The organism is Enterococcus sp. DIV2384 (assembly GCF_050534975.1).
In the GTDB taxonomy this organism is placed as follows: Bacteria; Bacillota; Bacilli; order Lactobacillales; family Enterococcaceae; genus Enterococcus; species Enterococcus faecalis.
The window spans coordinates 345928-361535 of the sequence record NZ_CP172905.1 but is presented as its reverse complement, the minus strand read 5'-3'; the positions used below and the strand labels follow the sequence as shown (position 1 = coordinate 361535).

Sequence of the window (15608 nt, the reverse complement as noted above, 5' to 3'; positions counted from 1 at the left end):
CAGGTTAAGTGCCTAATAACATAATAACCATAATCAAAACCACCCGTGTGAACGGGTGGTTTGTTCTACGGCTGTAATCCACTATTACCGGCCTAAGCCTAAAAGGCTTACCGAAAAAGTTCCCTTCCGCACCACATTTACTTACAGCTCATTAATGGAGCTATTTCATTTTTTATAATTTTTTGTCCTGTGAACGGATCTACTTCTTCAAACACCGTTAGCTGAGTAGCTACGTAATCTTCACGAAGTTGATTACGAATATATTCTTCTATCTACTTTTTATTTATTCCTACTGTATCCACGTAGTAACCGCGACACCAGAATTTTCTATTTCCATAACGATATTTTACTATGCCTATCAAATATAATTAAGCTACCTTTTCCTTTTAAATCCCAATGAATTGAGAGACACTTAATTTCGGAGAAATGCATACTAGCATATGAATATGATCTATACATGTTAACAATTTGGAAGGCTTTTTAATCCCTCGCTAGAAGCTATCCTGAGAGCCTGGGACAAAAAGCATTTTGGATTTTTGTCCCAGGCTTAAAAATTGATAAACGGCGGGAGCAGAAGCAACACTACGCATTGCTTCGATCTCAACAACTTCTAAGGTGTTTTCTCGACATGCGTCTCGTCACAGTACAGCCTTCAAAAAAGCTACAGCTCTAAGAGTTGCGATGTTTCACTGTGAAGCATGAACAGATGAAATCATCGTACCTACTTGGTGAAGGTCCTTCGGAACTTACAAGGATAAAACTGTGACGAGCCTTTGGCGAGAAAACAATAAGCCGAAATTGACTTTCTCACACAAGCGTTCGGTGTATCTTAATCCTTCCAAGTGTTGAAAATCACGAAGAACGTAGTGTTTCGATGATGAACAATACCTACCTGGTCTCCAAACATTATAGAACACCGGGTCCTTCAATTCTAGCATGTTCCATGCGTAGAAATTGATACGAACGAAACGGAATGTAGTGTATCATGCAACATCAACTCGTTCCTCGTTGTGTTTTATGACAATTTTCGGAAATTCCTTCTTATTGGCTTTCTCATGTGAGCATTCGTCGCAGTTTAGCCTTCTTAAGTGCTGAGAAACACTATTTAGCAAATAAATGACATCTGCGATTACTCGATGTATTTGAGCCTTTAGGAGTGTTGAACAGTACCTACATGGTTCGCGGAGTTAAATACTTCTGTACCGACCTCTTTCAATCTATACAAAAAAAATCCAGAGGATTTTCTCCTCTGGACTCGACAGGATTCTACAATTTCTCTTTACCAACATTATTTGACAAAGCGCAAAAAAAGAGAACGCGTACTCCGTCTTCGAAACGTCCTAAGACGCCGACAGAATACTGTTCTCGTGGGTTTGGCACCCAATGGGGGCATAGGGATTCGAACCCTAGACCCTCTGATTAAGAGTCAGATGCTCTAACCAACTGAGCTATGCCCCCGTTGTATAAAATGGCTTTTCAGCTACCTCAATATTGTAGCACTCCGCTATTATTTATACAAGAGGGAATTTTTTTCAGTTGTTATTCTTGTGAAGATTGTTCTTTTTTTACAGGACAAGCTGTTTGACAATCTTCACAACTTTCCCCTTTTTTGATTCGTCGATAGGTGATGATTCCTGCTGTTCCAAAAATTAAAATGGATAAAATAATTGTTGCCATCCGTTATTACCCTCTTTCTAAAGAAGTGATTGCTTGGACACTTTCTTTGCCTGGCTTTGGTTTTCTTATAAGGAAATAAAATCCAGCTAAAACAACACCCATCGCTAAAAAAGTCCCCAGAGTTAGTGTGCCTTTTTCGACTAACACATGGCCCAATTGATAAATCACAAAACTAACCATATAAGCCAAACCGCATTGATAACCAATGGCTCCTAATGTCCATTTGAGGTCTCCCATTTCACGACGAATTGCGCCAATTGCAGCAAAACAAGGTGCACATAATAAGTTAAAAGTTAAGAACGAATAGGCCGCGACTGGCGTAAAGGTGTGTTGCAGTGCGCCCCAGACTTCTACCCCGTTTTCAGAAACATCTTTCACATTGCCAAATAAAATGCCTAAGGTACCAATAATATTTTCTTTCGCTATCAATCCTGTAATTGTAGCAACTGCCCCTTGCCAATTCCCCCAACCTAATGGGATAAATAGCACCGCCAACCCTTTACCTAGAAATGCTAGAATACTTTGACTTTCTGGAACGGGTTGAAACGTCACAGAATAATGGGACATGAACCAAATGAGAATACTGGAAACAAAAATAATCGTGCCTGCTTTTTTTACAAATGAGCGACATCGTTCATAGGCATGTCGAACCACACTTCTAAGCTGTGGCAAATGATAGGCGGGAAGTTCCATAATGAATGGTGCTGGATCTCCCGAAAAATGCTTGGTCTTTTTTAAAGCAATTCCTGATAACACAATGGAAGCAACCCCTAAGAAATAAGCAGAGGGAGAGACCCAACTTTGGTTAGGAAAAAATGCACCTGCAATCAGAGCGATAATTGGCAACTTCGCCGAACATGGCATAAAAGTCGTGACCATAATAGTCATTCGCCGATCGCATTCGTTTTCAATCGTTCGACTAGCCATCACGCCTGGGACCCCACAACCTGTCGCAATTAACATTGGAATAAACGACTTACCAGATAGGCCGAATTTCCGAAACAAGCGATCCATGACAAAGGCAATCCGTGCCATATAGCCACAATCTTCTAAAAAACCTAAACATAAAAACAGGACGGCCAGTTGCGGTAAAAAGCCTAACACCGCCCCAACACCTGCAATGATCCCATCTAAAATTAAACTTTGCATCCATGGCGCTACTTGCCATTGCGCCAACCAATTTCCCACAAATTGAGGAACCCATTCCCCGAAAAAGACATCGTTTAACCAGTCTGTCCCCATTGTACCAACCGTTTGAATAGACAAGTAATAGACCAACCACATCACAAACGCAAAGATTGGCAACGCCAACCACCGATTGGTTACCACTCGGTCAATCTTATCACTGTGAGTAAATGTCATTTCTGTTTTTTTCGTCGCACACAAAGCAATTAATCGAGCAATAAAGGCATAGCGTTCATTAATGATAATCGCTTCACTTTCATCTTGAAAGATTTTTTCGGTAATTTGTATGACTTCTTCAATTTCTTTTTCTTGAAAAGAACTCAATAATAATTGCTCTTTGGTTCGAACATCTCGTTCAAAAAGTTTTAAACTATACCAACGCTGTTGCGATTCAGGAACAGTATTCCCTAAAATATCAACAATTTCAGCAAGTGCTGCTTCTAAGCGATTATCATAAGAAGGATAAATAACCTCTGTCTCTATGGCATTCGCTCGCTGCTTACTTTGTTTTAAAGCATGATCCAACCCACGATTCTTCAAAGCACTAATCTCAACGACAGGCACGCCTAAGCCATAACTTAACTTTTCACTATTCAATGTTTGGCCGTTTTTTTCCAACAAATCCATCATGTTTAACGCACAAACAACCGGTAATCCGGTTTCAATTAATTGTGTTGTTAAATAAAGATTCCGTTCCAAATTGGTCACATCGAGAATATTCAAAATCACTGAAGGTTGGTCCTCCAAAAGATAATCTCGTGCCACAATTTCTTCAGGCGTATAAGGAGAAAGAGAGTAAATCCCTGGCAAATCTTGAATGATGAGTGTCTTATCTTTCTTTGCCACCCCCTCTTTGCGTTCCACAGTCACCCCTGGCCAGTTTCCAACATATTGGTTGGCTCCTGTTAACATATTGAACGTTGTCGTTTTACCGCTATTAGGGTTGCCGGCTAGTGCAATTTGCTGAGTCATTCGCTTTCCTCCTTTTCAACCAAGATTAGTTCCGCTTCACTTTTTCGTAACGTTAGTTCGTAGCCACGTACATTGATTTCAATTGGATCAGCTAAAGGAGCTACTTTGCGAATAAAAATTACTGTTCCTTTTGTTAAGCCCATGTCCATCAACCGACGTTTCACCGCTCCTTGTCCGTGGATCCCTACTATTGTAGCGCGTTCTCCAACTTTCAAGGTATCCAAGGAGACCCAAACTTTCTCATTCGCCGAGCGCTCCTCCACATGAATCGCTTGTAAAATCGTATCTGTCAGCGCAATTCGACTATTATGTAATAAAACAATACCATTTTGATTCTGATAATTGACAAGGACAACTGCTTGGCCTGCAACGACACCTAAATTGTTCAGATGTTTCTTTGTCTGAACATCTGCTTGGACGCTTTCGACTGTATAGACTTTCCCAACTTCTGCCTGCGCTAACGTAATCATTTACTTTCCTCCATGTGAAAAAGTTTCAAACGAAAATGAGAATCGTTCTCAATTAAAAGAATACGCTTGCTTACACGGAAAGTCAATGAATTTCTGGATGTATCTCCTGTTTTCTTCTATTTTCCTTCTATATAGAGACACTTTTTTCAGGTTACCATTTTTGAAAAAAAGTCAGTTCTTGTTTTTTATGTTACTAGCTACTGTAAAATTCCACTCATTCAATAACAAATCCGCTTATTTTTTCTTCTTGTGCCTAACTCAAATGTCAACACAATATTTAGTGTTTTTTCACTAAATGTTCTCTTTCAAAATTTTAATTTTTTTGTTTGTCAAACACTGACCAATGTGTTTTTTCTCCCAAAAACGAGGATTCACGTGTTTTCATTTTTCTTTCAAAAACACAAAAACTAGTATTATGAGAAAAACGCACCACAATATATAGTGTTAAAGTGTTGACTTTTTTCTACATAGATTTATACTAGTCTATGTAGAAAAAAAGAGGAGGAACTTTCAATGAACGTAAAAATCTTTTCAAAAAATAACTGTATCCAATGTAAAATGGCGAAACGTTTCCTAAGTGAAAATAACATCGCTTTTGAAGAAATCAATATCGACGCACAACCAGATGCTATCGACTGGTTAAAAGAACAAGGGTTCCAAAGTGTACCGGTAATCACATCTGAAGCAACAACCGTTGTTGGCTTCCGTCCAGACCAATTAAAACAATTGGCTAGCTAAGATGAAACTTGTTTATTTTTCAGTCACCGGTCAAACAAGGCGCTTTATTAAAAAATTGGATTTGCCTGCTTATGAACTTGAGCCAGCGAATCCTTTTTTTGAAATAAATGAGCCTTTTATTCTTGTCATTCCTACCTATGATGCAGAAATTACAGAGGTAGTGAATGACTTTCTTGATTATAAAAGTAATCAAGAACTGTTAGTTGGTGTAGCTGGTGGGGGCAACCGTAATTTCGCTGAATTATTTGTCTATACCGCCAAAGATATTGCCCGCGATTACCACGTTCCGCTTCTATACTCCTTTGAGTTTAGCGGAACAGACGAAGACGTGGAGACCTTTAAGAAAGTAGTGGAAGAAATTGAGTCTAAAAGAAATTAAAGATGTCAGCTATTTCAAACTGAATAACGAGATTAACCGTCCTGTTGATGGTCAAATCCCTTTAAATAAAGATAAAGAAGCCCTCGCAGCCTTCTTTAAAGAAAATGTAGAACCGAATACACGTAAATTCAGCTCTGCTGAAGAAAAAATCAACTTTTTAATGAAAGAAGATTTTATTGAAACTGAATTCATCGAAAAATATTCAATGGACTTTATTGAAAAATTATATGCTTTCTTAGATGAACAACATTTCCAATTCAAGTCTTTCATGGCGGCTTATAAATTTTATTCTCAATACGCTTTAAAGAACAACGCCGGAACAGAGTATTTAGAAACATATGAAGATCGGGTTGCCTTTAATGCCTTGTATTTTGCGGATGGCGATGAAGAGTTGGCTTTAACATTGGCGGATGAAATGATCCATCAACGGTATCAACCAGCCACACCTTCTTTCTTAAACGCTGGGCGTAAACGTCGAGGTGAATTGGTTTCTTGTTTCTTAGTTCAAGTAACAGATGATATGAACAGCATTGGGCGTTCAATTAATTCTGCCCTTCAATTATCACGAATCGGCGGCGGCGTAGGAATTACTCTTTCCAACTTACGTGAAGCGGGCGCACCAATCAAAGGTTACGATGGCGCAGCAAGTGGTGTTGTCCCTGTTATGAAATTATTTGAAGATAGCTTTAGCTACTCTAACCAACTAGGTCAACGTCAAGGTGCTGGTGTGGTTTATCTAAACGTCTTCCATCCAGATATTGAAATGTTCTTATCTGCTAAAAAAGAAAACGCTGATGAAAAAATCCGTGTAAAAACGTTGTCTCTTGGTGTTATTGTTCCAGATAAATTTTACGAATTAACGCGTAACAACGAAGATATGTATTTATTTAGTCCTTATAGTGTGGAACGCGAATATGGTGTGCCTTATTCCTATGTAGATATCACCAAAGAATATGATAACCTAGTGGCCAATCCAAACATACGTAAACGTAAAATTAAAGCCCGTGACTTAGAAAATGAAATTTCTAAATTACAACAAGAATCTGGCTATCCTTATATCATCAATATTGATACAGCTAACAAAAACAATCCGATTGATGGCAAGATTATCATGAGTAACTTATGTTCTGAAATTCTTCAAGTTCAAACGCCTTCTGTTATTAATGGGAAACAAGAATATGAAGTTTTAGGAACAGATATTAGTTGTAACTTAGGTTCAACTAACATTGTTAATTTAATGGAAAGTCCTGACTTTGGAAAATCTGTCCGCGCTATGACGCGTGCGTTAACTTTTGTAACAGATGCTTCTGAAATTGATGTCGTGCCAACTATCCAAAATGGAAATCGTTTAAGCCATACAATCGGACTAGGCGCAATGGGCTTACACACCTTCTTCGCTAAAAATCATATGGAATACGGCTCTGAAGAATCATTAGACTTTACAGACATTTATTTCATGTTATTAAATTACTGGACTTTAATGGAAAGTAATCAAATTGCGAAAGAACGTAACCAAGTCTTCAACAATTTTGAAAAATCAGATTATGCTTCTGGTGCTTACTTCGATAAATATATTGAAGGCAACTTTACACCAAAATTTGATAAAGTGAAAGAAATTTTTAAAGACATTCAGATTCCAACGGCTGAAGATTGGGCTGCGTTACGCGATGCTGTGAAAAAAGATGGTCTTTATCATCAAAATCGTTTAGCCGTAGCGCCAAATGGTTCAATTTCATATATTAATGATACTAGTGCCAGCATTCATCCAATTACTCGCATGATTGAAGAACGTCAAGAGAAGAAAATTGGTAAGATTTACTATCCAGCGCCTTATTTAGCGAATGATACAATCCCTTACTATACTTCTGCTTACGACATGGATATGCGCAAAGTGATTGATGTCTACGCAACAGCGCAACAACACGTTGATCAAGGAATGAGTTTAACCTTGTTTATGCGTTCAGAAATCCCTGAAGGCTTGTATGAATGGAAAGAAACACCAAAACAAACAACCCGTGACTTGAACATTTTACGTCATTATGCGTTCAACAAAGGGATTAAATCAATTTACTATATTCGTACATTTACAGATGATGCTGAAGAAATTGGCAGCAATCAATGTGAGTCTTGCGTGATTTAATGAAAAGCACTTAAATAAGGCGTTCTGCTTGAGCGTCTTATTTTTTAGGAATGTTCTCTTTTTAAACAGGACATTTTCAGATATACTGGACAAAGAAGAACGGCTGCACGCTCCTATTTGGACTCTGTAGAACGTTTTAAGCGAAGAAACGAGACAACTAGTCAAACAGACTGCTGTCCCAGCATACAGGAGGAATAACCATGGCAACGTATTATGAAGCAATTAACTGGAACGCCATTGAAGACGTCATTGATAAATCCACTTGGGAAAAATTAACCGAACAATTTTGGTTAGATACACGGATTCCGTTATCCAATGACTTAGATGATTGGCGGACTCTTTCCGATTTAGAAAAAACTACTGTCGGCTACGTTTTCGGCGGTTTAACTTTATTAGATACTGTTCAATCAGAAAGCGGCATGGATCAACTGAGAAATGATGTGCGGACGCCTCATGAAGAAGCCGTCTTAAATAACATCCAATTCATGGAATCTGTCCATGCCAAAAGTTATTCTTCTATCTTCAGTACATTAAATACAAAAAAAGAGATTGATGATATTTTTGAGTGGACAAATACCAACAAACATCTGCAATATAAAGCAGAACGGATTAACGAAATTTATAAAAACGGTACTCCGTTAGAGAAAAAAATTGCTAGTGTATTTTTAGAAACGTTTTTATTCTATTCTGGGTTTTACACTCCTCTTTACTATTTAGGAAACAATAAACTAGCGAACGTCGCTGAAATTATTAAATTGATTATCCGTGATGAATCAGTGCACGGCACGTATATTGGCTATAAATTCCAATTAGGATTTAATGAATTACCAGAAGATGAGCAAGATAAACTAAAAGACTGGATGTATAATTTACTTTACGAATTGTACGAAAACGAAGAACGTTATACAGAAGAATTATATGATGACTTAGGTTGGACCGAAGAAGTAAAAACCTTTTTACGTTACAACGCCAACAAAGCTTTAATGAACTTAGGTATGGATCCCTTATTTGCGGATACAGCCAATGATGTGAACCCGATTGTAATGAATGGTATTTCGACAGGAACTAGCAACCATGACTTCTTCTCCCAAGTAGGAAATGGCTATTTACTAGGAACAGTTGAAGCCATGAAAGATGATGACTATCTTTACGGTTTAGATAAATAGCAAAAAGCTAGAAACGATCAACGTTTCTAGCTTTTTATTTTACCAACTTCCTGAGGCGCCGCCACCGCCGAATGAGCCGCCACCGAATGAACCACCACTGCCGCTACCAGAACTACTATGATTAGACGGATTGTATTGTGAGTTTAAATAAGCATACGTCAAAACACTACCATCATAACTATATAAAGTATCTCCTACTAATAAACGCCCAAAAGATTGTTTTTTTGCATTTGGATATATACTTAGTAAAGAACCACGCTTAGTGGCACGTCTTATTTTCCCTTTTGTGGCAAATAACGTTGCTCCATTAAGATATAAACAATAAAAAGAAGTCTTTTTCATCTTATTTAATACTTTCTTTGTCTGTTCTGAGTTATTTAGGACAGCCTTTGTTGGTAAACAATTCAAATAATCTTGATACATTTTTTTAACAAGTTTTCTTGTTCTTAAAATTTGTAAAATATAAATAGCACAAATGAGCATCCCAGCAATACTTGCCATTAAAAGAACATTTCTTTTCGTTGTGTTAGTGTTTAACTCTGTTTGTATATTTGTTAATTCATTATCTACTTGTGCGGTTTTTGAATTGATTGCAGCCGATACTTGATCAATAATTTTATTGAGACCTGTATTATAATCCTCGTCTCTAAAAGCCTCTTTTACTTCTTCATTATTAATAATATCATCCGCATAGCTATCCGTTAAAATACTCTCTAAGCCATATCCAACTTCCAAGCGAGACTCGCGATCCTCAATTGCCATTAGAAAAACCACACCATTATTTTTTTCACGATCCCCTACACCTAATTGATTAGCAATCTTATTGCTGTAAGATTCAACAGATTCCCCACTAGGTAACGCAGGAACGGTAATAAGCATAAATTGTGCGCCATTCGCATTTTCCAACAATTGTTGATTCAATTGAAACATTTTCTGTTTAAGTTGATTTGAGACAATACCTGCATTATCTGAAACATAGATATTAGCATCATTAATGTTCAACTGCCCATTCGTTCCAGTAATTGTCACTAATTCATTTTCACCAGTTATTTCTTGTTTAGAAAAGTTATTTATTGTTGTCTGGGTTGACGCTTCAGTCATTTTCCCTGCTAAGATATCGTCTCTCTTTTTTTGTAAGGCATGTTGCTTCTCTCTCAGTGCAGTTTGTTTTGCTTCATAGGAGATTCCCTTTCCTTCATACCAAGCAGCCATTCCTAATATTAAAATCATACTTAAACTAATTACCACAACAATCGTTGTATTCCGCTGATGCTTTTTATAAAACAAACGAACTTTTTCTTGAATTTTTTCGACTTTTTTATCCAACCTTCCTCACTTCTTTCTTTTTAACCCAAATTTTCTATAAATTTTTATTTAAATTTTACTTGCGGCACTTCTTTTCCCTGCTCTGTCGCAACATAGTTAGTTTTCTTCTCAAACCCTAAAAGTTTTGCAATTATTTTATCAGGGAATTTTGAAATCTGTTGGTTATATGTTTCAACAGCTTGTATATAGTTACGGCGTTCAACAGAAATTCGATTTTCAGATCCTTCTAATTGAGTCATTAAGGTTTTGACATTTTCAGAAGAAGCTAACTTTGGGTAATCTTCATTCAATACTGTAACAAAATTACCTAATCCTTTTTCAATTTGCTCATTTGCTTGCCCTTTTTCAGAAGAAGATTTTGCTCCTGCGTATGCTTTACGTGCTTCCGTTATTTCTTTTAAAACTTCTTTTTCTTGAGTCATACTGCCTTGAACACTACTGACAAGATTCGGAATTAAATCAGCACGTCTTTGCATTACATTCTCTACTTGTGACCATTCTGCTTCGACTTTATTATCTAAAGTAATCAATTGATTATAAGCTTTCATCACAAATGCACCAATAATCACAACGACAACAACAATAATACTAAGAAATTTATTTTTTTTATTCATCTTACTTATCACCTTTCTTTCTAACTCGTAATACAATCATAACTCTTTTGTAATCTTTTTGAAATATTAAACTTAAAAAATCAGTCCTAGGCCCTAGAAGAAAACCGCCATAAGCATTTTAACTTATAGCGGTTGTCATTAATTATAAATAGATGTTTCTACACATTAATCAATCGTAATTTTGTTACATTATTTGAAACAGATAGATCTTCGATAACATCGGCATACGTTAGGCCTTTAGGCAAATCAATAGTATAGATATTCGTATAGATTTTTGTATCATCCACCCAAGAAACATTGAAATTCACATCATAAATTTCAATATGTTTTTCTTCAAAATACTGATTAATAAATTCTTTGGTTTCTTGTTTATGTTGATAGCGAATTTCTAATTTTTTGATTGTTGGTACGTGAATAATTCGTTTGACAATGGTTAAGGCAAATAATACACCGATAAAACTTGTTAAGGCAATCGTATAGTAGCCCATGCCCACCGCGATCCCTAAACCAGCAACGGTCCATAGTGACGCTGCTGTCGTCAATCCGGTGACACTTTGTTTCGTTACAATGATGGTTCCAGCACCTAAAAAGCCGATTCCACTTACAACTTGTGCAATCAACCTTGCTTGATCTGAACGAATGACCCCCGTCAAAGCCGGATTAGCTAACGCATCTTTCAATGCATTGATTGCAATTTGCGACTGAATTAACGCAATAATAGCCGCGCCCATACAAACTAAAATGTGAGTGCGCATCCCTGCTGGGCGATTCTTATATTGTCTTTCAAAACCAATTGCGCCACCCATCACCATCGCTAGGACTAACCGTAAAATAATTTCTGGAATTGTTAGCTGTAACATCCTTTTCACCTCTTCTTCTATTACTTCCAGTATAACAAAAAAAGAACTTGAAACATAAGGATTTCCTTATGTTTCAAGTTCTTTTTAATCAACGATTATAATTTACTTGCAGCTGCATCATCAATGATTACAACAACATCTTGATGGTTTTGTAATGCACTTGCTGGCATGTCTGTTGTTACTGGTCCGTCAATCATTCCTTTAATGGCCTCTGCTTTTGCTTCGCCATAAGCCATTAAAATCATTTTTTTACCTTTCATGATTGAGCCAATCCCCATAGAAACAGCACGTGTTGGGACATCTTCTACTTTGTCAAAATAACGTTTGTTTGCGTTGATTGTTGATTCAGTCAACTCAACGACATGTGTTAAGCTATCTAGAGGTGTGCCTGGTTCGTTGAAACCAATGTGTCCATTTTGACCAATACCTAAGATTTGGATATCTACTGGATGTGCATCGATAATTTTTTCATATTCTGCGGAAGCAGCATCTAAATCTTCTGCTTTACCATTTGGTACAAATGTTTCTTTAAATGGTTTTTTGTCAAATAAGTGTTTGTTCATGAAATAACGGTAACTTTGCTCATCTTCGCCACCTAAACCAACATATTCATCTAAGTTTACAGAAGTCATTTCTGTAAAGTCGACATCACTTGCTGTCATTTCTTTATATAATGTTTCTGGTGTACTACCTGTTGCTAAGCCTAAAACTTTCGCACCATTGTTCATACCTTCTTTAATTAATTCAAACGCTTTTTTGCCGCCTTCTTCTGCATTTGCTACACGGATAATTTGCATTTTGACACGCTCCTTACGGTTTATTTTGGTATAGTCCAATTATAACACCTTCTGAAAAAAATTTCTAGAATAAAAGAAAAAAACTTCTATTTCCCATCAGAAATAGAAGTTTTCGAGCTTGTTTAACAGATTAATATTGCGGTGCGTTGGGATCCACATACGTATTTGGATCAGCATAAGCGTTTGGATCTGTGTACGCATTTGGGTCAACGTACGTATTCGGATCGTAGGCTCCTTCTGCTGCTTGTTGCGTATTGCCGTTGTATTCTGTTTGTCCGGCTGTGGTGTCCGCTGTGCTACTCGAACTAGTAGAGCTATTAGCACTTGAATCACCAGATTCACCAATCAGTGCAGTATCTGTAACAGCATAGCTAAACTGATTATAAAAGGCTAAATCTTTTTCACGTTCAGAAGCATGTTCTTTTAAACCAAGTTGTTTTCTAAGCGTTGTTTGTGTTTTGTATAAGCTATTTGGATCTAGGACTTGATAATAAATATCATCAATAGTTGCACTGTATCCTTGTAATTGTTCAGAGTCAATTGTTTTAAAGGCAGACAAATATTTTGATTGGATGTCCATCATGTCATCCCAAGTTAAGTCTGTTTTTACATTGGCTTCAACAGCATCAAGAATTTTTCGATATTTTGAAACACCGTCAAAACTCATGACTTTGCGCACAATTTTCTCAACAACTTCTCGTTGGCGGCGTTGACGACCCACATCTCCTTCAGGATCTTCGTGACGCATCCGCGCATAAGCCAAACCTGTCGTGCCATCTAACTTGATTTTACCTGCTGGAACAGTAATACCGTCCAACGTAAATTCACCAATCGTATTATCTACTTCAATACCGCCTACCGCATCAATCAGGTCTTTTAACCCTTTCATATTGATGGATACATAGTGATGGATGGGAATATCCAGTAATTCTTGGACTGTATTAATCGCCATTTCGGCGCCACCAAATGCATAGGCATGGTTCAATTTGTCTTGTGTGTCATTTCCAACAATATCTGTTAGAATATCTCTATCCAAACTGATCATTGTGGACTTGTTTTCTTTCGGGTTGATGGTTACAACCATTGTAGTATCTGAACGACCTTGCTCTGTTCGGCCTAAATCGCCTGTGTCAATCCCCATTAAAAGAACAGAGAATGGTTCTTGCGCATCAATATTGGCCGTGGCTCCTTTATTGGACTTACGGTTAACTGATTGATAGATCCCATTAATTGTTGAATTGGCATCTGAATACATCTTAATCCCGTAAGCACATACCCCAGCTACTACCACTAGCAAGACGCTCAAGAAGCCCAGTACTACTTTTTTCCATAGTTTCATAAGACACTTCCTCGTTTATCTAAGAATAATTCTTAATTCATGCCCTTTATTTTCTCATAGTTTGCTTATTCAAGCAATATTTTTTATTTTTTGGAACAAGAACTTAACACAATTGTAAAATAAAAGAGCGCTTTATCAAGGAACAATTGTTATTTTTGAGAAAGTGTTTGCAGAAATTCTTGATAATGTTTTTGTTCATTCGTTTCAGTGATAGTTATTTTCTCAAATGCACCGTTTAGTAAATCAGTCAGTGATCCTTCAATCAAATGCGTAATCGTGGCATTCCCAATTAATTCCATCCAATAACTGCCATCAGACGTTTCGTGGACGACTGTTTTCACCATACCTCCAGCATTTTTGACGGTTATTTCTTCATAAAAAACACCATCTTTCAATAACGTATAAAGTAAACTACTTGCGCACATAGCTGTCCCACAAGCACTTGTAAAACCTACACCACGTTCATACGTTCGAACAAATAGTTGATTTTTGCCAAGAATTTCAACAAAACTCACATTTATCCCTTCTGGAAAATATGGATTTTCATTATTTACATAGGTAGCGATTCGTTCAAATTCTGGACCATTTAAGGTTTCGTGATCCACAAATGCTACAAGGTGCGGATTAGGCACTGCTACCGCTGTAAAGCGAATGGTGTTAGATAAGGCTGGTACGATTTCATCAATTAATGTTTGGACCCCTAAATGCATTGGGATAGTGACTGCTTCAAAACTTACTGGTGAAATTTCCACTTGGTAAGTCGCTACTTCTTCAGCTAAATTGGGGGCTTGACGTACTTTCAAATCTGCAAACATTGTTTCAACTGTAAATGATTTTTCTTGGTTTTTTTCAGCTAAATAACGGGCAACCGTACGCAAGCCGTTCCCGCACATGCTTGCTTCACTACCATCGCTGTTAATCACTCGCATTCTAGCATTGGACGTGCCGTGAGTCCCTTCTCCTACCAAAAGTAACCCATCTGCTCCCGCCAATAATCCTGTTTCCCGCGAACATAACTGGATGCGCAATTGCTCAATTTCCTCAGCGGTTAAAGAACGCTCAAACTGTGTTTCATCCAATAAAAAGAAATCATTTTCTGACCCGTGTACTTTTTGCATCATAACATTCATTTTTTTAGCTCCTTCTTTATGTATCCGTTATCTTTCCCTACTTACTTTAGTATGCCATAAACGAACAACTATTTCGACCCTGGATTTGTAAAAGGAAAGAGTCAAATGACGGCCGTCATTTGACTCTTTCCTTCACAATTGGCAAACTTATTTTGCTGCTGCAAAAAGTTCGTTTACTTTATCCCAGTTAACAACGTTCCAGAATGCTTCAATGTAATCTGGACGAACGTTTTTATATTTTAAGTAATACGCATGTTCCCAAACGTCAAGACCTAAAACAGGTGTTTGGCCATCCATTAATGGTGAATCTTGGTTTGGTGTTGAAGTGATTTCTAATTTACCGTTATTCACAACTAACCAAGCCCAACCTGAACCAAAGCGGCCAGTTGCAGCTGTTTTGAAAGCAGCTTTCATTTCATCAAAGCTGCCAAATGTTTCATCGATTGCTTCTTTAATAGCGCCAGTTGGTTGTCCACCAGCATTTGGTGCCATAATTTCCCAGAAGAATGTATGGTTTGCGTGACCGCCACCATTGTTACGAACGGCAGTACGGATATCTTCAGGAATAGCATTCATATCTGAAATTAGGTCTTCTACAGATTTTTCGCCTAATTCTGGATGTTTTTCAATCGCTGCGTTTAAGTTAGTCACATAAGTGTTGTGGTGTTTATCATGGTGTAAGTGCATTGTTTCCACGTCAATGTAAGGTTCTAATGCATCATAAGCATATGGTAATTCTGGTAATGTGTAAGTCATTTTTTAAATCCCCCTATTTTTTAGTATGTAACATACGTCTTTCATACAACTATTATGAT

14 protein-coding genes, 1 tRNA gene and 1 pseudogene are annotated in these 15608 nt (G+C 37.4%); 4 read left to right on the top strand and 12 right to left on the bottom strand.

Going from position 1 to position 15608, the window contains the following annotated elements; translation table 11 throughout:
* Positions 1 to 137 precede the first annotated feature (137 nt).
* The 5 genes and pseudogenes from tnpA to IGK54_RS01800 all read right to left on the bottom strand — a co-directional run.
* Positions 138 to 458 (bottom strand): annotated as a pseudogene (gene tnpA, locus IGK54_RS01820) (IS200/IS605 family transposase); the annotation flags it as partial.
* Between the two features lie 926 nt (positions 459 to 1384).
* Positions 1385 to 1458: transfer RNA gene (locus IGK54_RS01815), tRNA-Lys, on the bottom strand.
* Positions 1459 to 1539: 81 nt separating this feature from the next.
* The gene (locus IGK54_RS01810) at positions 1540 to 1677 is read right to left on the bottom strand and encodes a hypothetical protein (protein ID WP_002355364.1); all 138 of its coding nucleotides are present in this window, start codon (positions 1675 to 1677) and stop codon (positions 1540 to 1542) included.
* 6 nt (positions 1678 to 1683) lie between these two features.
* The gene (gene feoB, locus IGK54_RS01805) at positions 1684 to 3834 is read right to left on the bottom strand and encodes a ferrous iron transport protein B (RefSeq protein WP_016615383.1); all 2151 of its coding nucleotides are present in this window, start codon (positions 3832 to 3834) and stop codon (positions 1684 to 1686) included.
* Positions 3831 to 4304 carry a ferrous iron transport protein A gene (locus IGK54_RS01800; protein WP_002355361.1) on the bottom strand — a complete coding sequence of 158 codons (474 nt, stop codon included), beginning with the start codon at positions 4302 to 4304 and terminating at the stop codon, positions 3831 to 3833. Before IGK54_RS01800 ends, feoB begins: the two co-directional genes overlap by 4 nt.
* Before the next feature lie 513 nt (positions 4305 to 4817).
* Between IGK54_RS01800 and IGK54_RS01795 the strand changes: the two genes are divergently transcribed.
* The 4 genes from IGK54_RS01795 (at position 4818) to nrdF (ending at position 8727) form a co-directional block, all read left to right on the top strand.
* On the top strand, positions 4818 to 5042 hold the full coding sequence (locus tag IGK54_RS01795; RefSeq protein WP_002355360.1) for a redoxin NrdH: 225 nt from the start codon (positions 4818 to 4820) through the stop codon (positions 5040 to 5042).
* A gap of 1 nt (position 5043) precedes the next feature.
* Entirely contained in the window at positions 5044 to 5421 is a 378-nt protein-coding gene (nrdI, locus tag IGK54_RS01790; protein ID WP_002355359.1) for a class Ib ribonucleoside-diphosphate reductase assembly flavoprotein NrdI, read from the top strand.
* Positions 5402 to 7561, top strand: coding sequence for a class 1b ribonucleoside-diphosphate reductase subunit alpha (nrdE, locus tag IGK54_RS01785; protein ID WP_010825005.1), 2160 nt, complete (start codon positions 5402 to 5404; stop codon positions 7559 to 7561). The genes nrdI and nrdE overlap by 20 nt, the downstream gene beginning before the upstream one ends.
* A gap of 200 nt (positions 7562 to 7761) precedes the next feature.
* Positions 7762 to 8727 carry a class 1b ribonucleoside-diphosphate reductase subunit beta gene (gene nrdF / locus IGK54_RS01780; protein WP_002355357.1) on the top strand — a complete coding sequence of 322 codons (966 nt, stop codon included), beginning with the start codon at positions 7762 to 7764 and terminating at the stop codon, positions 8725 to 8727.
* 39 nt (positions 8728 to 8766) lie between these two features.
* Here the strand turns inward: nrdF and IGK54_RS01775 are convergent, their stop codons facing one another.
* From IGK54_RS01775 to IGK54_RS01745, 7 genes are all read right to left on the bottom strand, one after another.
* Positions 8767 to 10053, bottom strand: a complete 1287-nt coding sequence (locus IGK54_RS01775; RefSeq protein WP_002390471.1) for a TPM domain-containing protein — start codon at positions 10051 to 10053, stop codon at positions 8767 to 8769.
* Positions 10054 to 10097: 44 nt separating this feature from the next.
* Entirely contained in the window at positions 10098 to 10667 is a 570-nt protein-coding gene (locus IGK54_RS01770; RefSeq protein ID WP_002385314.1) for a LemA family protein, read from the bottom strand.
* Between the two features lie 158 nt (positions 10668 to 10825).
* The gene (locus IGK54_RS01765; protein WP_002355354.1) at positions 10826 to 11527 is read right to left on the bottom strand and encodes an MgtC/SapB family protein; all 702 of its coding nucleotides are present in this window, start codon (positions 11525 to 11527) and stop codon (positions 10826 to 10828) included.
* 95 nt (positions 11528 to 11622) lie between these two features.
* Positions 11623 to 12324: a glucosamine-6-phosphate deaminase gene (nagB, locus tag IGK54_RS01760; protein ID WP_002355352.1), complete on the bottom strand. Its 702-nt coding sequence runs from the start codon at positions 12322 to 12324 to the stop codon at positions 11623 to 11625.
* Between the two features lie 130 nt (positions 12325 to 12454).
* On the bottom strand, positions 12455 to 13663 hold the full coding sequence (locus IGK54_RS01755; protein WP_002390468.1) for an LCP family protein: 1209 nt from the start codon (positions 13661 to 13663) through the stop codon (positions 12455 to 12457).
* Positions 13664 to 13812: 149 nt separating this feature from the next.
* Complete coding sequence (gene dapF, locus IGK54_RS01750; RefSeq protein WP_002361202.1) at positions 13813 to 14793, bottom strand: diaminopimelate epimerase; 981 nt, start codon at positions 14791 to 14793, stop codon at positions 13813 to 13815.
* Between the two features lie 147 nt (positions 14794 to 14940).
* Positions 14941 to 15549 (bottom strand): superoxide dismutase, encoded by a 609-nt coding sequence (locus IGK54_RS01745; RefSeq protein ID WP_002361201.1) that lies wholly within the window; start codon positions 15547 to 15549, stop codon positions 14941 to 14943.
* Between the last annotated feature and the right edge of the window lie 59 nt (positions 15550 to 15608).